This is a genomic window from Ramlibacter sp. (genome assembly GCF_050250995.1).
Taxonomy (GTDB): Bacteria; Pseudomonadota; Gammaproteobacteria; order Burkholderiales; family Burkholderiaceae_C; genus Ramlibacter.
Genome location: NZ_JBFWNP010000001.1, coordinates 343,224 through 362,698 on the forward strand (window position 1 = coordinate 343,224; position 19,475 = coordinate 362,698).

The window sequence follows — 19,475 nt, forward strand, 5'->3', positions numbered from 1 at the left end:
CGCCGGCCTACTGCTGCGGGACGCCGCCCAGCTGGATCAGCCGGCGCCACCGTTCGAGCTCCACCGGCCCATCGGCGGCGAACGCCGCCATCTCCGCGACGTCCGGCTCGAAGCCGTGGGTCGCCGCCAGTGCGTGGTATTCGGGCGCCCTCACGATCTTCAGGATGCCCGCGGAGAGTTCGTTGACCATCGGCATGGGCGTCCCCGCGGGCGCCAGGATGCCGAGGAAGCTGCTGAACTTGTAGCCGGGGAGGCCCGCCTCGGCGAACGTGGGCACGTCCGGAATCCGCTTGCTGCGCACGGGGCTCGAGACGGCCAGCGCACGCACCTTGCCCGCCTGCAGCAGGGGCAGCACGGTCGTGATGCCCTGGATACTGACCTGCACCTGGCCGCCCCCCACCGCCGTGAGCGCCGGCGCGGCGCCGGTAAAGGGAATGTGCCGCAGCTTGACGCCGGCGACGTCCTCGAACATCACTCCGCCCAGGTGCGACGTGCTGCCGTGGCCGGCGGACGAATAGGTGATCTCGCCGGGGGCCGCCTTCGCCGCCGCCACCAGCTGCGCGAGGCTCGTCACCTTCATCTCGGCGGGCACGACGATGACGTAATAGGACTCGCCCACCTTGGCGATGTGCTGGAAGTCCCTCAACGGATCGTAAGGCGGGTCCTTGAGCATCCAGCGGTTCGTGTACAGCGAAGCGCCCGTGAGCAGAAGCGTCAGCCCGTCGGGCTTCGCACGCACGACCTCCATCGTTCCGATCATCGCGCCGGCGCCCGACTTGTTCTCCACGACGAAGGGCGTCTTCAGGTCGCGCGCGAGGCCGGCGGCGATGTGGCGCGCCACGAGGTCCGGCGTCGAACCGGGGGTGATGGGGACCACGATCCGGATCGGCCGGCCGCCCACGTCGAGCGCGAACGCCGACGGACTCGCGGCGGCGGCACCGAGTGCCGCGAGCCTGAACAGGGCGCTGCGCCGCGCGATCGGCCGGTCACCGGCGTGCCGGGGGTGGGAAGCATGCATCGGGCTTGTCTCCGTCTCAGGTCGATGTCGGGTGAGGCAAAGGCGGTGCATCGAACGCTGCCGGTGATCTTTATATCCGGCAAGGGCGCATCCCATTCCTTCCGCATTTGCACAGGTGCAGGACAGTTCCCGCATCGACCGCATGATGAAATCAGCAACAATCCCCGCATGCAAGACGAACGGAGCGCCCTTCAGGCGGCACCGCCGCACTTCAAGAATGCAACGCCGGGCGTGACCCTCGAGTTGCTGTCCTTGTTCGTCGCGGTGGCCGACGCGGGCGCGATCGCGCAGGCGGCACGCGGGCTGCAGATGGCGCCCTCGGTGGCCACGCGCAAGATCGCCGCCCTCGAGGCGGCGCTCCAGGCCCGGCTCTTCGACCGGACGACGCGCCGCATCCACCTCACGGCGGCCGGGGCCGTCGCGCTCGCGTGGGCGCGCGACGTGGTCGCCGGGCACACCCGCCTGGCCGACGAACTCACGGCGATGCAGGGCCGGCCTTCGGGCGTGCTGCGGCTCGTGATGAACGAGTACGTCTGCACCGTGCTGCTGCCGCCCTTCCTCGCGGCCTTCTCGCGCAAGTTCCCGGAGATCCGCTACATCGTCACCATGTCCGACACGCTCGTGACGGCGGACGACCGCGACTACGACGTGGCGGTGCATTCCGGCCAGGTGCCGGATTCGAGCCTCATGGGCGTTCGCATCCGGCCGGTGCAACGCGTGCTGTGCGCGTCGCCCGACTACCTCGCGCGCCGCGGCGAGCCGCGCAGCCTGCAGGACCTCGCCGAGCACGACTGCCTGGTGCATCGCCAGAGCGCGGGCGGCGCGTGGTTCTTCAAGCAAGGGGACACGATCCTGCGCCAGGAGATCCGGGAAACGGTGCTGGCCAACAGCTACCTGCCCCTGATCCAGTTCGCCCGGCAGGGCATGGGCCTGATCCGCGTGAGCCGCACCGCGGTGCGCGACGATCTCGCGGCCGGGCGCTTCGTGCAGGTGCTGCCCGAGTACGCCAACGTCTATCCGGACGGGCAGTCGCCCGAGATCTGGATCCTGTATCCCGGCAAGCGCCTGCTGCAGCGCACGCGCATGTTCGTGAGCGAATTGACCGACTACCTGAAGCATCTCGAGTAGCGCATGGTCCGGCCGCCCGCGATTGTTGCCGTTCCTGCACACCCGGAGGACCGCGCCTCGCCGTGGCGCCTTCGATGCGCACTGCCTATGATCGGCCCATGATCGACAAGCTCGCCCGTTCCGTCGCCGAGGCCCTCGCGCCGATCCGCGACGGCTCGACGGTCCTGATCGGCGGCTTCGGGACGGCGGGCACGCCCGACGCGCTGATCGCCGGCCTGATCGAACAGGGCGCGAAGGACCTGACCGTCGTCTCCAACAACGCCGGCAACGCGGAATACGGCCTCGCCGCGCTGCTCAAGACCGGCCGCGTGCGCAAGATCCTGTGCAGCTTCCCGCGGCAGACCGATTCCTGGGTCTTCGACGGCCTGTATCGCAGCGGGCGGCTCGAACTCGAGCTGGTGCCGCAGGGCAACATCGCCGAGCGCCTGCGCGCGGCCGGCGCGGGCATCGGCGCCTTCTACACCCGCACCGGTTTCGGCACGCCGCTGGCCGAGGGCAAGGAGACGCGCCGCATCGACGGGGTCGACTACGTGCTCGAATATCCGATCCACGGCGACGTGGCGCTGATCAAGGCGCACCGCGGCGACCGCTGGGGCAATCTCACCTATCGCCTGTCCGCGCGCAATTTCGGGCCGGTGATGGCGACGGCGGCGAAGTACACGGTCGCCACCGTCCACGAGGTCGTCGAGCTCGGGGCGCTCGATCCGGAATGCATCGTCACGCCGGGTCTCTTCGTCTCGCAGGTCGTGCAGATCCCGTATGTCCCCACCGCGCCCGGCGGCGCGTGACGCAAGGAGGCATGAAAGTGGCAGCGTACAAACTTCGCGACCGCCAGGAGATCGCGCGCTGCATCGCACGCGACATTCCCGAAGGCGCGGTGGTCAATCTCGGCATCGGCATCCCGACGCTGGTGTCCAACTACATCCCCGCGGGCCGCGAGGTGTTGCTGCACAGCGAGAACGGGCTCCTGGGCCTGGGGCCGGCGCCGGCCCCAGGCGCGGAAGATTACGACCTGATCAACGCGGGCAAGCAGCCGGTGACGCTGCTGCCGGGCGCTTCCATCTTCCATCATGCCGACAGCTTCGGCATCATGCGCGGCGGCCATCTCGACATCGCCGTGCTGGGCGCGTTCCAGGTGAGCGCCACCGGCGACCTCGCGAACTGGAGCACCGGCGAACCGGATGCGATTCCGGCCGTGGGCGGCGCGATGGATCTCGCCATGGGCGCCGTCCAGACCTGGGTCTGCATGAACCTGCTCGCCAAGGACGGCGCCAGCAAGATCGTCGAGCGCTGCACTTATCCGCTGACCGGCTTGCGCTGCGTGAAGCGCGTCTACACGGACCACGGCACGTTCGAATGCACGCCCAACGGGCTGCGCCTGCTCGATCGGGTCGAGGGTCTCACGGTCGACGAACTCCAGGCCCTGCTCCGCCTGCCGGTGATCACGCGTTGACGCGCTCGTAGGCCGCCTTGTCGCCGCCGATGACCACGCGATGCAGCAGGCGGCGCAGCGTGAGCGACTGGTAGTCGAATCCCGCGGACCGGTGCAGGGTGGCCCGGTTGTCCCACATCACCACGTCGCCCTTGCGCCACTTGTGCGTGTACACGAGCGCCGGTTCGGTGACGATCTTCGTCAGCTGCGCGAGGAGCGCCCGGCCCTCTTCGCGCGGCATGCCGTCGATGTACTCGGCCGAACTGCTGATGAACAGCAGCTTGCGCCCGGTGTCGGGGTGCCGCTGCACGAGCCGATGCCGCACGGGCGGATAGCCCGCGCGTTCCTGCTCGGTCATCGGCGCACGCTTGCCCGAAAGGTCGCGCTGGTATTCCCAGTTGTGGACGGCCGACAGCGGCGCCACGCGTTCGCGAAGTTCCGCGGGCAGCGCTTCGTACGAAGCGTGCATGCTGGTGAAATCGGTGTCGCCGCCGATGGGCGGGATCTCGATGCCGTGCAGCATGGTCACGTACGACGGCACCGCGCGGTACGAGCTGTCGCTGTGCCAGTTCTCCGCCAGCGACTTGCGCGCCATCTCCGGCCCGGGGCCCGTGGGCAGGCCCTCCGCGTTCAGATTGGTGAGCCGCAGCACCTGCGGCACCTTGCCCTGCGTCGAGTTGACGTCCGGGAACACCTCGGGTTGACCGAAGCGCGTGCCGAAGGCCAGCAGCTGGTCCTGGTCCAGCGGCTGGTCACGGAACACGAGCACCTGGTGGTCGCTCAGCGCCTGGCGGATCGCAAGAAAGCGCACATCGTCCAGCGGCTGCGACAGGTCGATGCCGCCGATCTCGGCGCCCACCACGGGGTGCAGCCTGCGCACGTCGAGATCCATGGCGGACGCACTTGTCATCGTCAGCGTCATCGTCAGCACACCCGGTATTTCTCGATCGCGTCGCGGTCGATCTCGATGCCCAGGCCGGGCCCCTGCGGCAACAGCACGTGGCTGTCCTCGAGCACGATCGGCGTCTTGAGCATGCGGTCGCGCAGCGGGTTGTCGGCGCCGACGTCGTACTCCAGGAAACTCGGAAAGGCCGGGTGATCGGTGTGCGGCCACGGCGGCAGCGCGGCGCCGTAGTGGCAGGCCACCGCGAGGCCGATCGCACTGCCCCACACATGGGGCGCCACGCGCAGGTTGTGCAGCTGCGCGAGGAACGCGATGCGCTGCGCTTCGCGCAGGCCGCCCGTGTACGGAATCGAAGGCTGCAGGATGTCGACGCAGCGGCCTTCGATCAGCCGGTTGAACTCCTGCGCGGTGTAGTGCGCTTCGCCGGCCGACAGCGGCACGGGCGATCGCTGGCGCAATTCGGTGTACCCGCGGTAGTCCCAGGGCGGCAGCGGCTCCTCCACCCAGTGGATGTCGTGGCTCGCCATGGCGCGGATGGACTGCAAGGCGACGTCGCCGGTGTAGGCGGCATTCATGTCGACGATGAGCAGCGGCTTCTCGCCGAGGATCTCGCGCGTGGCGGCGACGCGCTCGACGTCGCTGGCGACGCCGCGGCCGATCTTGATCTTCACGCCGAGGAAATCGCCCTTCTTCACCTTGCCGAGCATGTCCTCGAAGCGGTTGTCCCGATCGTCCGAGAAATATCCGCTGGACGCGTACACCGGGATCTTCTCGCGGCTGCAGCCGCCGATGAGATCGCAGACGCGAACGTCCAGCGTCTTGCCGATGGCGTCGAGCAAGGCGACGTCGATGCCGCCGAGGCAACCCGTGAGCGAGTTCTGCACGCCCGAGTGGTACATGCGGTTGAGCAGGTACGACTGGATCTGCGGGAAGTCGTAGATCGACTTCCCGATGAAGTACGGCTGCACCGACTTCAGATACTCGCGAACGACCTGCGGCGCGCCCGCCGCTTCGCCGATGCCGGTGACGCCTTCGTCGGTCTCGACCTCGATGAGCGTGGAGCGCGGCGAAAAGCCCATCGCACGCGCGTTGCCGTACGAATGCTCGGGGCCGAGGACGAACTGGTACCCGCTGAGGGACAGGGACCGGATGGTGGGGATGCGTCGCATGAGTGGCCTCACATCGCGCCGGCGGTGGCCGGAGAAGCCGCGTTCGCGGCGGCGCCCGGCGCACTGAGCGTCGTGCGGTGCATGAGGCGGCGCTGGGGCAATTCGAAGTCGCCGGTCGCGCGGTGAACCGCGGCGTAGTTGTCCCACATCACGACGTCGCCGACCTTCCACCGATGTCTGTACACCGCTTCGGGGCGGACGATGTGGGCCAGCAGTTCGTCCAGCAAGGCCTTCGACTCGGCACGGCTCATGCCCACGATGTGGCTGATGACGCCCTCGACGACGTACAGGCACTTGCGTCCGGTGATCGGGTGCCGCCGCACGAGCCGGTGGGTGATCTCCCGGTCCTGGATGTTCTTGCGCGCTTCCACGATCTCCTTCGTATGCACGTCCTTGACCGTGTTGTGCCCGACGTACTCGGCATAGAGGCGCGAGCTGAACACCGCGCTGAGGTTCTCGATGCGGTCCTTCGTGGCTTGCGGCAGGGTGTCGTACGCGTACGCGGTGCTCGCGAAGTACGTGTCGCCCAGCGGCTCGTCGCCCCGATGCGGCACCTCCACCGAGTAGAGGATCGAGCCGCGCGGCGGCTTGTCGCTCACCCACATGTCGCTGTGCCAGTAGCGTCCCGCATCGCTCATGCCCACCGGCTTGCCGTCCTCGATGATGTTCGACAGCACGAACACCTCGGGGAGTTCCTTCATGTTGAAGCGGTCGAGCACGAACCGGTCGAGCGAGCCGAAGCGCCGGCTGAAGTCGACCTGCTGGCGCGGCAAGAGCGACTGCCCGCGGATCACGATGACCCCGTACTTGTCGAACGTGTCCGCGATCTCGCCGAACGTCGCGTCGTCGAGCGCGTTCAGGTCGACGCCGCGGACTTCATGGCCGAGCGGTGCGTCGGTGAACTGGATATCGATGGCCACTTCTCAATTTCCTTTGCGTTTCACGCGCAGCATAGGGAGCATGCCGGCCGCGATAAACAGCCGAATCGGTCCAGTGGCTGTTCGCATCGCGCAATAATTCAGCCACCGCCCAGGAAAGTCCTCACGATGCCGATCTGCTCGGGGACGTTGAGCGCGGGCGTGTGCCCGCACCCGGGAATGACGGCCAACCGGGCTTTCGGCCCGCGCCGGGTCATCTCATCCGCGGTCTGCGGCAACAGGACGTCCGATTCGATGCCGCGCAGGACCAGCGTGCGCGCCACGATGCGGTCCCACTCGGGCCACATGTCTTCCTGCAGCTTGCCCTGGATCAGTTCGTCGGCCACGCGCGGATCGTGCAGCGTCGTGAACCGGCCGTCCGGCAGGCGCCGCGACGAGGTCTCGGCGAATCGCCGCCACTGCGCGTCGGTGAGCATTCCCTGGGGCTTGTAGACCTGGCGGAAGTACGCTTCCATCTCGGGCATCGTGTCTCGCATGACCTCCTTCGCCATGTAGCCGCCGATGCGCTGGCGCACCGCCGCGCCGCGCACGGGCCCCATGTCGTTGATGACGAAGCTGTGGATGCGGTCGCGCAGCACGCCGGCGGCCGCCAGCAGCCCGAGCCGCCCGCCCATCGACGTGCCGATCCAGGCCAGCCGGTCGATGCCGAGATGGTCGACCAGGGCGGCAAGAAGCTTCACGTAGAAGTCCGACCGGTACTCGTTCTCCGGGTCCTTGCTCCAGCTCGAGATCCCCCGGCCGATGACGTCCGGGCAGATCACGCGCCACTCGTCGGCGAGCGCTTCGGCGAGGACGTCGGCGGAATGGCAATTGCGCGTATGGCCGTGGCAGACGAGCACCACGGGCGCATCGGCGCGTCCCCATTCGGTGTAGTGAATCTGGTGACCGAGGACGTCGGCGTATTGCGATCGGTAGTCCAGGGGCACGGTCAGTCCACCTTGATGCGCGCGTCGGCGATGACCTTGCTCCAGCGCGCCAGGTCGCGCGTCATGAAGGCGCCGAATTCGTCGCGGGTCTGGGGCATGGCTTCCGCGCCCGATTCGAGGAACCTGCCGGCGACGTCGGGCATCGCCAGCGTCTTGTTGAGGGCCGCGTTGAGCCGGTCGGCGATGGCGGCCGGCGTGCCGGCGCGCACGACGAGCCCCGAGAAGACCGTGATGTCGAACCCGGGCACGGCGGTCGCGATCGGCGGCACGCCCGGCGTGGTGGACGATGGCGTCGCGGAACTGATGCCCAGCGCGCGCATGCGGCCGGACTTCATGTGTGGCAGCACGGACACGATGGAGTCGAACATCACGTCGACGTCGCCCGCCAGCATGGCGAGCACCGCGGGCGCGCTGCCCTTGTACGGGATGTGCGTGATCTGCGTGCCGGTCATGCCCTTGAACATCTCCATCTCGATGTGGGTCGACGTGCCGTTGCCCACCGAGGCGTAATTCAGCTTGCCCGGATTGGCCTTCGCATACGCGATCAGTTCCTGCACGGTCTTCACCGGGACGCCATCGCGCGCCACGAGCAGGTGGACGCTGCTGGAGATGGGCCCGATGGGCATGAAGTCCTTCAGGTAGCTGAAGCCCGGGTTGCTGTACAGCGCCGTCGCGATCAGCGACGACGTGCCCACGAACAGCATCGTGTAGCCGTCCGCCGGCGCGGCCAGCGCCGCGCGCGCGGCGAGCAGCGAGCCGGCGCCGGGCCGGTTCTCGACGACGACCGACTGCCCCAGCACCGTGGCCATCCTGTCCGCGATGTGGCGGGCCGTTCCGTCGGCGCTGCCGCCCGGCGGAAAGAACGTGATCATCTTCACCGGCCGGTTCGGGAAGTCGGATTGCGCGCGGGCGCTGCCGAGGGCAAGACCGCCGGCAGCGATCATGAGGTGGCGTCGCGAAACCCGCGAGACGTTCGCGCCGCGCAGGAGGCCCCCGCTCATTTCTTCACGATACCCGCGGCCTTGGCGATGGCCTCGAGGCGCGCGACGTCGTCGCCGAGATAGGTCACGAACTGCGCCGACGTGACGGGGACGATGTCGAAGCCGAGCGTATCGAACTGCTTTTTCACGTCGGGCAGCTGCAGCAGCTTGTTGAGTTCCGTGTTCAGGCGTGTGACGACCGCGGGCGGCGTGCCGGCCGGTGCGAAGAATCCGTTCCACCCGACGATCTGGAAGTCCTTGAAACCGGACTCCACCATCGTGGGCACGTTGGGAAGCTTCGGCGAGCGCGTGGGGCTCAGGACCGCCAGCGTCTTCATCTTGCCGCCGTTCACGAGCGGGATCTGCGACGACAGGCCGGAGCTCAGCACATCGACACGCCCCGACATCACGTCGACGGAGGCCTCGGTCGGGCCCTTGTAGCTCACGCCCAGCAGGTTGATGCCGGCCTTCTGCTTCAAGGCTTCGGCCGCGAGTTCGAGCAGCCCGCCACTCGAGCCGTAACTCATCGTGCCGGGGCGCGCCTTCGCCATGGCGACGAATTCCTGGATCGTGTTGGCCGGGTGGTCCTTGCCGACCCCCAGCGCGATCGGCGCCGTGCTGATCAGGCCGATGGGCGCGAAGTCCTTGACCGGGTGATAGGGCAGCGACGCGCTGAGCGCCATGGCCGCCGACATCGCCGAACTCGGCGCGACCACCAGCGTGTAGCCATCGGGCTTGCTCGTGGCCGCCGCCTGCATGCCCAGCGCGCCATTGGCGCCGGCGCGGTTCTCGACGACGACCGACTGGCCGAAGGCGGCCGAGAGCTTGTCCGCCACGACGCGCCCGGCCGAATCGGCGGCGGCGCCCGGCGAGTACGGCACGATGATGCGAATGGGGCGGCTCGGGTAGACGTCCTGCGCGGCGGCGGGAACCGGAAGGAGGGTCGCGGCGCCGACGAGCGAGGCGGCGAACCATCGGGCGATGAGATTCATCTCGGGGCTCCTCGTGCCTTCAATTGGCCTTGATGTTGCGCGTGACGATCATCTGCTTCATCTTCGCGGACTGCTCGTCCTTGTAGGCCCACAGCCCGGCCGGCGTGGTCCATTGCAGTTCGACGCCCTGCTTCATGAACGTCTCGACCAGGGCCGGGTCGCCGAGCGCCGTCCGCATCGCGCGGTTCATGCGGTCGACCACCGGCGCGGGAATGCCCTTGGGCCCGACCAGCGCGAACCACAATCCGATCGTGAACTCCGGCAGGCCGGCCTCGGCGAATGTCGGCACGTTGGGATAAACCGCGAGGCGGCGCGGGGAATTCACGGCCAGCGCGCGCAACTGGCCGTCCTTCACGAAACTCATCGTCTGCGAGGCATCGAAGAAGATGTGGGTGCGTCCCGACAGCAGGTCGGGCATCGCGGCCGACGAGCCGCGATACGGCACGTGCGTGAGCGGCACGCCGGTCACGAGCGAGAGGAATTCGCCGCTCAGGTGCGCCGTCGACGCCGATCCTGCGCTCGCGAACGTGAGCTTGCCCGGGTTCTCCTTGCCGTACGCGATGAGTTCGCGCAGGGTCGTCGACGGCAGTTGCGTGGTCTGGAAGAGGATGAGGGCCGTCTTCGAGACGAGCGTGATCGGTTCGATGTCCTTGTTCACGTCGTAGCCGACGTTCGGGTCCAGGTGCGGCATGGCCGCGAGGACGTTCGAACCCGCCATCACGTAGGTGTAGCCATCGGGCTTCTGCGCCAGCACGTGCTTCAGCCCGATGAGGCCCGCCGCGCCGGTGCGGTTCTCGACGACGACCGACGTCCCGAGTTCGGCGGACAGCTTCTGCGCGATGGCACGCGTCATGAGGTCGCTCGGACCGCCCGCCGTGACGGGAACGACGATGGTGATGGGTTTGGAGGGGAACGCCTGCGCGATCGCAGGCGCGGGCGCGATGGCAAGCGCGAGGAACAACGATCCAGCCAGGCCGGCGATCGCGCGGCGAATGGGCACGAAGCCCGGGATGCGACGGGTCATGACGTGTGCAATCGTGGTGTGGAAGCGATGCACGGAGAATAGGGCGAGCCGCCGAAAGCGTTACTTGCCGAATCGGTCCAGAGGCTGTTCGAGATCAGCAATAATCGCGGCCCCTTGCGGGCCGCTGGGGGCCGCTGGGGGCCGCTGGGGCTTGCTGGGGCCGGACCGCCAAGGCCCGGAAATCCCTAGGAAGCTGTCGCCCCGCGCGGCGTTGCCGCCACGTGCTTCAGCGTGACGATCTCCCCCAGCGACGCATAGTTCGGCCCGCCGATGCGGCAGATGGGGTCGAGCTCGCGCGTGTCGATCTTGCCGTCGCGATACAGGCCCTCGCGAATATGGAACGACACCACTTCGCCCACGAAGAACTCCGAGCCCAGTTCGCCGAACGGCACGACCTGCCGCAGCCGGCACTCCATCGAGATCGGCGCATCCGCCAGGCGCGGCACGCCGACGACCTGCGAAGGCAGCGTGGCCAGCCCCAGCAGGTCCGTCTCACTCACGTCCGCCGGATGCTCCTCGCTGCTCGCATGCACCTGTTCGCGCTGGGCGAAGGTGCCGATGTTCACCACGTACTCGCGCGAGTCGAGAATGTGCGTCGCCGAATCCTTGCGCACGCCCGCCTTGCGCCCGAACGTGATGCCGAGCATCGGCGGCCGGTTGCACACGAACGTGTAGCAGGAGAACGGCGCGAGGTTCACCAGGCCGGTCGACGATTGCGTCGTGACCCAGGCGATGGGGCGCGGCACCACGATGCCCGAGAGCAGCCGGTACGTGCTGTCGGCGTCGAGGTCCGCGGCGGCGAGATGCATGGCGGAACGCGTCCTCAGTCGATCTTGATGTTCGCGGCCTTGACGATCTGCGCCCACTTCGGCGCATCGGCCCGCAGCACCGCCGCGAACTCGTCGGACGTGCTGCCCAGCGGATTGATGCCGAGCCCCGCGAAGCGCTCCGCCACTTCGGGCAGGCGCACGATGCGCGCCGTCTCGGCCGAGAGCTTGCGCACGATCTCGGGCGGCGTGCCGGCGGGCACGAAGAGGCCGAACCAGCCATTGGGCTCGAAGCCGCTGTAGCCGCTCTCGCCCATCGTCGGCACGTCGGGCAGGAAGCTCGCGCGCTGTGCGCCGGTGATCGCGAGCGCCTTCACCTTGCCCGAGCCCAGGTGCGGCCGCGCCGACCCCATGTCGACGAACACCGCATCCACCTGCCCCGCGAACAAGTCGTTGAGCGCGAGCGCGGCGCCCTTGTACGGCACATGCACCATGCGGATGCCGGCGCGCTGGTTCATCAGCTCGCCATAGAGATGCGGCGACGTCGCGTTGCCGAACGATGCGAAGCTGAGCCCCTTGCCGGGCGCCTTCGCGAGCGCGACGAATTCCCGGACGTTGTTCGCGGGCAGGCTGGCGGGCACGAGCAGCAGGTTCTGCGAGAAGCCGACCTGCGACACCGGCACGAAGTCCTTGAACGGGTCGTAGGGCAGCTTCGGATTCAGCGCGGGCGCCTGGATCATCGCCGTGATCGCCATGAGGACGGTGTAGCCGTCGGCGGGCGACTTCGCCACGGCCTCGGTGCCGATCGCGCCGCCCGCGCCGAGGCGGTTGTCGACGACGACGGGCTGGCCCCAGGCCTGCGCCATGTGCGTGCCGATCATGCGTGCGAGCACGTCGGTGGACCCGCCCGCGGCGTAGGGCACGACGATGCGGATGGTCTTCGAGGGATAGGCGCCCTGCCCCCACGCGGCGCCACCGGCGGCGCCGAGCGCGAGGATCGAGGCGGCGACGAAGGCGCGGCGGCCTGCGGAAATCGAGTTCATCGTTTGTCTCCTTTGCTTTGTGGTGGCCGAGATCAGGCCGGGGTGCGGCGGTCGATCAGCCGGCGGATCTTCGATGTGGTGGACAGGCCCGTGAGCGAATCCGTCGCGCCGACGTCGACGATCCGCGCAAGCACCTTCACGCCCAGCACTTCCTTGAAGCGACTCTCGAGCGCGGCTTGCAGGCCCGCGCGGACGGCCGCGCCGCTCGCGTCCTCGACCATCACCGTCATCTCGTCGCGGTGCGCCTGCGCCGTCTCGACCAGGCAGACGTATTCGCCGTTGGACCAGGCCTGTTCCGCGACGACCGAGCCGATCGCGTCGGGAAACACGTTCACGCCGCGCAGCTTCACCATGTTGTCGCTGCGGCCGAAGATGCGTTCGAGCCGCCGGTGCGTGCCGCCGCAGGCGCACGTGCCGCGCATCCAGCTCGACACGTCGTTGGAGTTGAAGCGGATGATGGGCGCGGCGTGCTTGAAGAGGCTGGTGACGAACATAGTGCCGCGCTCGCCCTCGGGCGTCGGCTTCAGCGTCTGCGCATCGCACACCTGCACCGCGAAGGCATCCTCGAACACATGCATGCCGCCGCGCAGATCGCAGTCGGAGGCGATGGTGCCGCACTCGTTGGTGCCGTAGCTGTCGAACGCGGGCGCGTTCCACATCGATTCGAGCGGTTCTCTCGCATCGGCGCCGAGATGCGTGACCAGCGCCTTCAGGCCAAGCTCGCGCACGTCGAAGCCGAATTCGCTGCGCGCCACATCGGCCAGGTGTCGCAGGTAGGCCGGAAAGGCCAGCAGCACGTTGACCTTCCACGCGCGCATCACCTCGATCTGCCGCCGCGTGGGCAGCGTCGCGCCGGAGCCGGTCACCACGGGTACGGCGCCCGTGTATTTCCACAGGCCTTCGCGCGACAACATGCCCGCGTTGGCGAGGCCGAGCGAGAAGGTGACCTGCGCGATATCGAACGGCCGCACGCCGGCCAGGTACTGGCGGCGCGCGCTCGTGATCGCCATCACTTCGCGGTCGCGCGGCGTGTAGAGCATCGGGCGCGGCAGGCCCGTGGTGCCGCCGCTCGTGTGGAAGGCGAGAGGCATGGGCGGGCTCGTGCTCGGGTCGATGCCCAGGTAGTCGCCCCAGGGCGGCGCGCGCTCGATGCTTTCGCGCAGGTCATTCACGTCGTAGGGCGGGATCCTGTCGAGGTCGTCGAGCCCGCGAACGTCGCCGGGTTCCATGCCCGCCGCGCCCCAGTGGCGCGCGTAGAACGGCACTTCCCAGGCGCGCTTCATCTGCGCGAGGAAGCGCGTCTCCTGCAGGTCGCGCAGGCGCTCGACGGGCATGCGGTGCACCTGCTCGACGTACTCGCGGCCGGTGGGGAATTCGCGCAGCAGCGCGTCGAAGTCCAGCGCATGCGGGTAGTAGAAGGACGGCGGGTTCGCGCTCACGCGGACGCCTCCGCCAGGGCGATCTCGCCTTCGAGCGCCAGGCGTCCGTCGGCCGTTGCGGCCCACACGCGCGCGCCGTCGCCGTCGCGCCGCCCGCACAGCACGGCCGGCAGGCCGTCGAAGAGCGGGCTCACGCCGCGATACGCCAGGCGGCGCACCGCGCGGCCCGTCTCGCGCGCGCAGAGGTCCATCAGCAGCGTCGCGAGAAACGGTCCGTGCACCACCGCGCCGCGATAGCCGTCCTTCGTCCGCGCGTACTCCGGGTCGAAGTGCATGCGGTGCGAGTTGAACGTGATGGCGGAGTAGCGGAAGAGGTGGATCGCGTCGGGCGTGAAGGGTACGGACCACTCGGCGTCGTTGGGGGCGGGCCGCGCGATGTCCATGCTGCGGCGGATGTTCGCGGGGTCGCGATACAGCAGGTCCTGCTCCTCGACGATCGCGAGGCCGCGCTCGTCGTGGATCTCGTGGCGCAGCGTGACGAAGACGAGGTCGCCCGAGCGGCCGGACTTTTTCGAGGTGGACATCACTTCGGTTTCGCGCCGCACGTGCGAGCCGACCGCGAGCGGGCGCAGGAAGTCGGTGCGGCCGCCCGCCCACATGCGCGTGGCGCCCGCGACGTCGGGCAGCGCGGCCGTCTTGCGCGCGATGCCGTCGGGCTTGAGTTCGGACTGCCGCACGATGTTGTTGAAGAAGAGCCAGTGGCGCCCGGGGAGAACGGGGTCGCCGGGCTTCAAGGACGGAATCGGTTCGTCGAGCAAGGCCGCGAACTGCATCAGCAGCCGCGCATCGACGATGTCGGTGCGCGTCGCGCGCTCGCCGATGGCATCGTCGGGCGCTGCGAGCTCCACTTTTCCTTCGCTCATTGCGCGGCTCCGCGGGCGGCGAAGCGCGGGCCGAGCACGCGCAGCAGGTTGTCCCGCAGGAAGAGCTGCTCGGTCTCGGGCGCGAGCCCAAGCTCCGCGAACTTCTCGAAGTAGCGGTCGTAAGAGATGTAGGGCCAGTTGCTGCCGAACACCACCTTGCGTTTGCCGCGCGTCTTCAGGAACTGCACGAAGGCTTCGGGCCAGTGATCGGGCGCATGGCCGCAGGTGCTCACGTACACGTTGGGATGCTTCAGCGCCATCGCGATCATCTCCTGCTCCCACGGCCAGCCGATGTGGCCGCCGACGATGCGCAGGTCGGGGAAGTCGAGCGCGACGCGGTCCAGGTGGATCGGGCGGCCCGGCTCGGAAGGCATCAAGCCCGCGGTGTGGCCGACCTGGGTCCACACGGGCACGTCGAGCTCGCAGCACTTCGCGTAGATCGGGTAGAAGCGGCGGTCGTGCGGCGCCATGTCCACCGAATACGGGAACAGTTTCACGAACGAGAAGCCGAGTTCGCCGACGCAGCGCTCGATCTCGCGCGTGAGCTCCATGAGCGGCCGCGTCATGTCGAGGCCCACGCCGCCCACCACGCGCCCGGGCATGTCGCGCATGAGGGACGCGACCCAGTCGTTCTCCACGTGCAGGCCGTTCACCCGGCGCGAGTCGGCGCCGCTCACGAGGATCTGGCGCACGTTGTGCGCATCCATCTCGCCCTGCATCGCGGGCAGCGAGATGCCATCGGTCATGACTTCGGGGCGGCCGAACACCTTGTCGAAGATGTGGCGGTACTCGGGCAGGCGCGCGTAGCGCTGCGCGATCTCCAGAGGCATCGGGCGCACGCTCACGTCGAGGGCAGGGGTGGCTGGCATGGGTCTCCTGGGAGGCTGTTGTCGGGCTCTGAGTTTTTCTCAAGCGTCGGGGAATTCTAGAAACGGGCTTGCAGGGGCACAATTGACGAATACTCAGCGACCTGTGCGTACGGCGCACAAGTCGACCCGCCTCCGAGGACCCCCATGCGACGCCGAATCCCCAGCAGCCTCACGCTCACCGTCTTCGAGTCCGCCGTTCGCCACGGCAGCTTCACGCAGGCGGCGCAGGATCTCTCGCTCACGCAAAGCGCGATCTGCCGGCAGATCGCGACGCTGGAGCAGTACTTGGGCGTGGCGCTCTTTCGACGATCGGGCCGCGGCGTCGCACCCACGCAGGTCGCGCTCGACTACGCCGCGCGCGTCGCGGCCTCGCTCGACTCCATCGAGCGCGACACCGCCGAACTCATCGCGCATGGCGAAGGGGTACGCGAACTGACCATCGCGACCCTGCCGACCTTCGCGAGCCAGTGGCTGATTCCCCGCCTGCCGAACTTCTACGCGGCGCAGCCGCAGGTCACGGTGAACCTGCTCACGCGCACGCGCCCCTTCCTCTTCGAGGAGACGCGCGTCGACGCGGCCATCTTCGCGCGCAATGCCGACTGGCCCGCGACGGAGCAGACCTTTTTGATGGACGAAGACCTCGTCGCCGTCTGCGCGCCCTCGCTCATCGCGCCGCGCAAGCGGCTGAAGGCGTCGGACTTCGAGCAGCACCGCCTGCTGCACCTCGACACGCGGCCGCAGGCGTGGCGCGAGTGGTTCGATGCGCTCGGCCTGCGCGTTGCCAACGACCGGCTCGGCCCGCGCCTCGACTCGTTCGCGTACATGGCGCAGTGCGCGATCCATGGGCTCGGCATCGCGCTCGTTCCGCGCTTCCTCGTCACGCGCGAACTCGCGGGTGGCGAGCTGGTGGAAAGCGCGCTCGAGAAGCAATCGGCCGCTCGCGCGCCCGGGCCGCGCAATTCGACGGCGTACTACCTGATCCGGCCCGAATTGCGCAAGCCCAACCCGGTGCTCGATGCATTTCGCGATTGGTTGCTGGCGGAATGCGCGGGAAAGTAGCGAAGCGCGGCGTGAAGGCGGCTGCGAATCACCGAGCCAGGTGATCGCGGCGCGCGCGCAACCACCAGGCGTACTGCTCGGGCCACGACTTGTAGTCGGCATCGCCCAGCGCCTCGCGTGCGTGAGCCGCCCAGTACGGGTTGCGCAGCGCCTCGCGGCCGATCGCCACCAGGTCCGCGCCGCCGCTGCGAACGATCTCGTCCGCCTGCCGCGCGTCCGTCACCAGGCCCACGACCTGCGTCCGCGCGCGCGTCGCCTCCCGGATGCGTGCCGACATCGGGACGTGATAGCCGGGCATGCGGGTGTGTTCCGCCGCATTGGAGGAAAGGCCGCCGACGCCGCCCGAGGAAACGTCGATGACGTCCACACCGCGCGCCATGAGCGCCGGAACGAGCGCGAGGGTGTCCTCCATCTCCCAGCCGCCGCTCACGCCGTCGAAGCTGGACACGCGAAAGAAGAGCGGCTTGTTGGCCGGCCACACGCTGCGAACGCGCTCGACCACTTCGAGCGCGAAGCGCATCCGCTTCTCGCGGTTGCCGCCATAGGCGTCGGTGCGCTGGTTGGACAGGGGCGACAGGAACGCGTGCAGCATGTACCCATGGCCGCCATGCAGTTCGAGAACGTCGAAGCCTGCACGTTCCGCCAGGGCCGCGGCACGCACGTACTCGGCTTGAACCTGCTCGATCATGGCGGCGTCCATCGCGAGCGGCGTCTGCGCTTCCTTGCGGCTCGGCAGGGCACTGGGCGCCCAGAGTTCCCAGGGCGCCATCCCTCGCGCCGCATCGTCCGCGACGAGGGGTCGCTTGCCATCCCACGGCGCGGTCGTGGCGCCTCGGCGTCCCGCGTGCGAGATCTGCGCGCCGGACAGCGCGCCCGTGCTGCGGATGAACGCCGCGATGGGCCGCAGCGCATCGGCCTGCTCCTCGCGCCAGAGGCCCATGTCGCCGTAGGAAATGCGGCCTCGCGCACTGACCGCCATGGCCTCGGTGAACACGATCCCGGCGCCGCCCAGCGCGAACTGGCCGAGATGCACCTGGTGCCAGGTGGCGGGCATCGCGTCCTGCGCCGCCTCGAACTGCTGCATGGGGGAGATCGCGACGCGGTTGCGCGTCGTGACGCCGCGCAACTCGAGCGGCACGAAAAGACCAGCGGCGTCGATGCTCATGGCGCGCCATTTGAACACCGGTCCTGCTCGTCAACAAGCAGGGTTCGTCGAGCAGCGTTATTGTCGAGCAGCGTTCTTTACACCCCGAGGCACGACCGCTACGATCCGCGAAACAACAGGAGACACGATGTACAGACTCTCCCGGCGCCTGCTCGGCGCCCTCGTCCTTTCGCTGCCGTTCGCCAGCGCCGTCGTCGCACAGGACAACTTCCCGAACAAGCCCGTGACGCTCGTCGTCCCGGTCGGCACCGGCGGCGGCACCGATCTCGTGGCCCGGCAACTCGCCAAGCTGCTGTCCGCCCAGTGGCGCCAGCCGGTCCTGGTCGACAACAAGCCGGGCGCGGCCGGCATCATCGGCGCCAATATCGTCATCAAGAGTCCGCCGGACGGCTACAACCTGCTGCTGGTCTGGGACGGTCCCATCGTCGCCACGCCGCTGTTGTTCAACCGGCCCGACTACGACCCGATGAAGCAGCTCGTTCCGATCTCGCAGGTCTCCACGCAAGCGTATGCGGTCGTGGTCCATCCGTCGGTTCCCGTGAAAACCATTCCCGAACTGATCGCGCACATCAAGAAGAAGAACGCGGACAAGGAGCCCTTCGGGTTCGCCACCTCGCCGCCGGGCGCGGCCGATCACCTCAGCGGCGAGCTGTTCAAGACCATGGCGGGCGTGGACCTGCTCACCGTCCACTACAAGGGCTCCTCGCCCGCGGCCGTCGACGTGGTCGGAGGGCACGCGCCTTTCGGCATCTACTCCTTCACCACCGCCATGCCGCACATCAAGTCCGGCGCGTTGCGCGTGCTGGGGGTGACCGGCGAAAAGCGCTCCGCGCTGCTGCCGGACGTGCCGGCGGTCGCGGAAACCTTGCCGGGCTACCAGTACCAGTCCTGGATCGGCGTATTCGGGCCGGCCGGCATGGCGCCCGCCCTGCGCGACCGCCTCAGCCGCGACATCCAGGCGGTCGTCTCGTCGACGGAAATGGCCACCCTGCTCGTGAACAACGGCCTGGCCCCCAAGGGCTCCGATCCGGCGGCTTTCACCGAGTTCATCCGCCAGGACGCCGTGAAGACCGCGGACGTCATCAAGCGCGCCCAGGTCAAGGTCCAGCAGTAGGCACCGGGAATCACGATGGCACGCATCCAGCACATTGCTTTCGCGACGAACGACCCGCCCGCCACCGCCGAGTTCTACAAGCGCACCTTCGGCCTGACCGAGTTGCGCCGGAAGCCGAAGGAAACCGGCGACGACGCCGTCTTCCTCACCGACGGCTACTTCTACATCACGATCGAGAAGTTCCGGCCCGGCGATGCGCGCCTGGGCGGCCAGCACGTCATGCCCGGCGTCGGCCACATCGGCTTCCGGGTCGACGACCTCGACGAAGCCGTGAAGACGATGGTGGCGAACGGCGGACGCAAGGCGCCCGGCGAAGGCAACCCGATGAATCCGCAGCATCTGGGTCCCGACAATGTGTTGATCGACATGCGGCTGGGCGGGTGGGACGCCCACATCCGGTCGAAGACGCAGCTCTACGAACTCGCCCCGGAGCCGGCGGCGGAAGCGCCGGTGCCGCAGGCCAGGACCACCGAGTTGCAGACGTGGATGTGCGTCGTCTGCGGCTTCATCTACGACGAGGCGACGGGCATGCCGGAAGACGGCATCGCGGCCGGCACGCGATGGGCCGATGTGACGGCCGACTGGTTCTGCCCCGACTGCGGCGCGGACAAGTCGGATTTCGAGATGGTCGCGATCTGAGCGCCT

General features: G+C 68.5%; 20 protein-coding genes and 1 pseudogene. 7 read left to right on the top strand and 14 right to left on the bottom strand.

Going from position 1 to position 19,475, the window contains the following annotated elements:
* Positions 1–7: 7 nt before the first annotated feature.
* Positions 8–1,018: a tripartite tricarboxylate transporter substrate binding protein gene (locus AB7E83_RS01640; protein WP_428564583.1), complete on the bottom strand. Its 1,011-nt coding sequence runs from the start codon at positions 1,016–1,018 to the stop codon at positions 8–10.
* 168 nt (positions 1,019–1,186) lie between these two features.
* Between AB7E83_RS01640 and AB7E83_RS01645 the strand changes: the two genes are divergently transcribed.
* The 3 genes from AB7E83_RS01645 to AB7E83_RS01655 all read left to right on the top strand — a co-directional run bounded on the left by AB7E83_RS01645 (position 1,187) and on the right by AB7E83_RS01655 (position 3,599).
* The gene (locus tag AB7E83_RS01645; protein ID WP_428564586.1) at positions 1,187–2,146 is read left to right on the top strand and encodes a LysR family transcriptional regulator; all 960 of its coding nucleotides are present in this window, start codon (positions 1,187–1,189) and stop codon (positions 2,144–2,146) included.
* A 98-nt stretch (positions 2,147–2,244) separates the two neighbouring features.
* The gene (locus AB7E83_RS01650) at positions 2,245–2,934 is read left to right on the top strand and encodes a 3-oxoacid CoA-transferase subunit A (RefSeq protein WP_428564589.1); all 690 of its coding nucleotides are present in this window, start codon (positions 2,245–2,247) and stop codon (positions 2,932–2,934) included.
* A 17-nt stretch (positions 2,935–2,951) separates the two neighbouring features.
* Entirely contained in the window at positions 2,952–3,599 is a 648-nt protein-coding gene (locus tag AB7E83_RS01655) for a 3-oxoacid CoA-transferase subunit B (protein ID WP_428564592.1), read from the top strand.
* On the opposite strand, the gene AB7E83_RS01660 is transcribed toward AB7E83_RS01655, so the two are convergent.
* The 12 genes from AB7E83_RS01660 to AB7E83_RS01715 all read right to left on the bottom strand — a co-directional run bounded on the left by AB7E83_RS01660 (position 3,589) and on the right by AB7E83_RS01715 (position 15,492).
* Positions 3,589–4,488, bottom strand: a complete 900-nt coding sequence (locus AB7E83_RS01660; RefSeq protein ID WP_428564595.1) for a TauD/TfdA dioxygenase family protein — start codon at positions 4,486–4,488, stop codon at positions 3,589–3,591. The two genes, AB7E83_RS01655 and AB7E83_RS01660, sit on opposite strands and share 11 nt — an antisense overlap.
* A 14-nt stretch (positions 4,489–4,502) precedes the next feature.
* Positions 4,503–5,651, bottom strand: a complete 1,149-nt coding sequence (locus tag AB7E83_RS01665) for a mandelate racemase/muconate lactonizing enzyme family protein (RefSeq protein ID WP_428564598.1) — start codon at positions 5,649–5,651, stop codon at positions 4,503–4,505.
* Positions 5,652–5,659: 8 nt separating this feature from the next.
* Entirely contained in the window at positions 5,660–6,571 is a 912-nt protein-coding gene (locus AB7E83_RS01670) for a TauD/TfdA dioxygenase family protein (RefSeq protein WP_428564601.1), read from the bottom strand.
* Between the two features lie 98 nt (positions 6,572–6,669).
* Complete coding sequence (locus tag AB7E83_RS01675; protein ID WP_428564604.1) at positions 6,670–7,515, bottom strand: alpha/beta fold hydrolase; 846 nt, start codon at positions 7,513–7,515, stop codon at positions 6,670–6,672.
* 2 nt (positions 7,516–7,517) lie between these two features.
* Positions 7,518–8,516: a Bug family tripartite tricarboxylate transporter substrate binding protein gene (locus tag AB7E83_RS01680; protein WP_428564607.1), complete on the bottom strand. Its 999-nt coding sequence runs from the start codon at positions 8,514–8,516 to the stop codon at positions 7,518–7,520.
* Positions 8,513–9,487, bottom strand: coding sequence for a Bug family tripartite tricarboxylate transporter substrate binding protein (locus tag AB7E83_RS01685; RefSeq protein WP_428564610.1), 975 nt, complete (start codon positions 9,485–9,487; stop codon positions 8,513–8,515). Before AB7E83_RS01685 ends, AB7E83_RS01680 begins: the two co-directional genes overlap by 4 nt.
* Before the next feature lie 19 nt (positions 9,488–9,506).
* Complete coding sequence (locus tag AB7E83_RS01690) at positions 9,507–10,511, bottom strand: Bug family tripartite tricarboxylate transporter substrate binding protein (protein WP_428564613.1); 1,005 nt, start codon at positions 10,509–10,511, stop codon at positions 9,507–9,509.
* Positions 10,512–10,696: 185 nt separating this feature from the next.
* On the bottom strand, positions 10,697–11,320 hold the full coding sequence (locus AB7E83_RS01695) for a flavin reductase family protein (RefSeq protein WP_428564616.1): 624 nt from the start codon (positions 11,318–11,320) through the stop codon (positions 10,697–10,699).
* Positions 11,321–11,334: 14 nt separating this feature from the next.
* Complete coding sequence (locus tag AB7E83_RS01700) at positions 11,335–12,312, bottom strand: Bug family tripartite tricarboxylate transporter substrate binding protein (RefSeq protein ID WP_428564739.1); 978 nt, start codon at positions 12,310–12,312, stop codon at positions 11,335–11,337.
* Between the two features lie 41 nt (positions 12,313–12,353).
* Positions 12,354–13,760 (bottom strand): phenylacetate--CoA ligase family protein, encoded by a 1,407-nt coding sequence (locus AB7E83_RS01705; protein WP_428564619.1) that lies wholly within the window; start codon positions 13,758–13,760, stop codon positions 12,354–12,356.
* Entirely contained in the window at positions 13,757–14,623 is an 867-nt protein-coding gene (locus tag AB7E83_RS01710; RefSeq protein ID WP_428564626.1) for an acyl-CoA dehydrogenase, read from the bottom strand. The genes AB7E83_RS01705 and AB7E83_RS01710 overlap by 4 nt, the downstream gene beginning before the upstream one ends.
* On the bottom strand, positions 14,620–15,492 hold the full coding sequence (locus AB7E83_RS01715; RefSeq protein WP_428564629.1) for an amidohydrolase family protein: 873 nt from the start codon (positions 15,490–15,492) through the stop codon (positions 14,620–14,622). Before AB7E83_RS01715 ends, AB7E83_RS01710 begins: the two co-directional genes overlap by 4 nt.
* A gap of 144 nt (positions 15,493–15,636) precedes the next feature.
* Here AB7E83_RS01715 and AB7E83_RS01720 point away from each other — a divergent pair, with 144 nt between their 5' ends.
* On the top strand, positions 15,637–16,551 hold the full coding sequence (locus AB7E83_RS01720; RefSeq protein WP_428564632.1) for a LysR substrate-binding domain-containing protein: 915 nt from the start codon (positions 15,637–15,639) through the stop codon (positions 16,549–16,551).
* 28 nt (positions 16,552–16,579) lie between these two features.
* Here AB7E83_RS01720 and AB7E83_RS01725 read toward each other — a convergent pair whose 3' ends face one another.
* Positions 16,580–17,716, bottom strand: coding sequence for a hypothetical protein (locus AB7E83_RS01725; RefSeq protein ID WP_428564635.1), 1,137 nt, complete (start codon positions 17,714–17,716; stop codon positions 16,580–16,582).
* A 127-nt stretch (positions 17,717–17,843) separates the two neighbouring features.
* On the opposite strand from AB7E83_RS01725, the gene AB7E83_RS01730 reads away from it, so the two are divergent.
* The 3 genes and pseudogenes from AB7E83_RS01730 (at position 17,844) to AB7E83_RS01740 (ending at position 19,469) form a co-directional block, all read left to right on the top strand.
* Complete coding sequence (locus AB7E83_RS01730) at positions 17,844–18,830, top strand: Bug family tripartite tricarboxylate transporter substrate binding protein (protein ID WP_428564638.1); 987 nt, start codon at positions 17,844–17,846, stop codon at positions 18,828–18,830.
* A gap of 15 nt (positions 18,831–18,845) precedes the next feature.
* Positions 18,846–19,136 (top strand): annotated as a pseudogene (locus tag AB7E83_RS01735) (VOC family protein); the annotation flags it as partial.
* A gap of 180 nt (positions 19,137–19,316) precedes the next feature.
* Positions 19,317–19,469 (top strand): rubredoxin, encoded by a 153-nt coding sequence (locus AB7E83_RS01740; protein WP_428564742.1) that lies wholly within the window; start codon positions 19,317–19,319, stop codon positions 19,467–19,469.
* Positions 19,470–19,475: the final 6 nt, after the last annotated feature.

What these genes read in the sequence shown, in the direction of transcription:
- AB7E83_RS01740 (WP_428564742.1), top strand. Translation starts at nt 19,317, where the DNA reads ATGTGCGTCGTCTGCGGCTTCATCTACGACGAGGCGACGGGCATGCCG.
- AB7E83_RS01665 (WP_428564598.1), bottom strand. Translation starts at nt 5,651, where the DNA reads ATGCGACGCATCCCCACCATCCGGTCCCTGTCCCTCAGCGGGTACCAG.
- AB7E83_RS01710 (WP_428564626.1), bottom strand. Translation starts at nt 14,623, where the DNA reads ATGAGCGAAGGAAAAGTGGAGCTCGCAGCGCCCGACGATGCCATCGGC.
- AB7E83_RS01720 (WP_428564632.1), top strand. Translation starts at nt 15,637, where the DNA reads ATGCGACGCCGAATCCCCAGCAGCCTCACGCTCACCGTCTTCGAGTCC.
- AB7E83_RS01725 (WP_428564635.1), bottom strand. Translation starts at nt 17,716, where the DNA reads ATGAGCATCGACGCCGCTGGTCTTTTCGTGCCGCTCGAGTTGCGCGGC.
- AB7E83_RS01730 (WP_428564638.1), top strand. Translation starts at nt 17,844, where the DNA reads ATGTACAGACTCTCCCGGCGCCTGCTCGGCGCCCTCGTCCTTTCGCTG.
- AB7E83_RS01695 (WP_428564616.1), bottom strand. Translation starts at nt 11,320, where the DNA reads ATGCATCTCGCCGCCGCGGACCTCGACGCCGACAGCACGTACCGGCTG.
- AB7E83_RS01690 (WP_428564613.1), bottom strand. Translation starts at nt 10,511, where the DNA reads ATGACCCGTCGCATCCCGGGCTTCGTGCCCATTCGCCGCGCGATCGCC.
- AB7E83_RS01680 (WP_428564607.1), bottom strand. Translation starts at nt 8,516, where the DNA reads ATGAGCGGGGGCCTCCTGCGCGGCGCGAACGTCTCGCGGGTTTCGCGA.
- AB7E83_RS01660 (WP_428564595.1), bottom strand. Translation starts at nt 4,488, where the DNA reads ATGACAAGTGCGTCCGCCATGGATCTCGACGTGCGCAGGCTGCACCCC.
- AB7E83_RS01685 (WP_428564610.1), bottom strand. Translation starts at nt 9,487, where the DNA reads ATGAATCTCATCGCCCGATGGTTCGCCGCCTCGCTCGTCGGCGCCGCG.
- AB7E83_RS01715 (WP_428564629.1), bottom strand. Translation starts at nt 15,492, where the DNA reads ATGCCAGCCACCCCTGCCCTCGACGTGAGCGTGCGCCCGATGCCTCTG.
- AB7E83_RS01650 (WP_428564589.1), top strand. Translation starts at nt 2,245, where the DNA reads ATGATCGACAAGCTCGCCCGTTCCGTCGCCGAGGCCCTCGCGCCGATC.
- AB7E83_RS01645 (WP_428564586.1), top strand. Translation starts at nt 1,187, where the DNA reads ATGCAAGACGAACGGAGCGCCCTTCAGGCGGCACCGCCGCACTTCAAG.
- AB7E83_RS01640 (WP_428564583.1), bottom strand. Translation starts at nt 1,018, where the DNA reads ATGCATGCTTCCCACCCCCGGCACGCCGGTGACCGGCCGATCGCGCGG.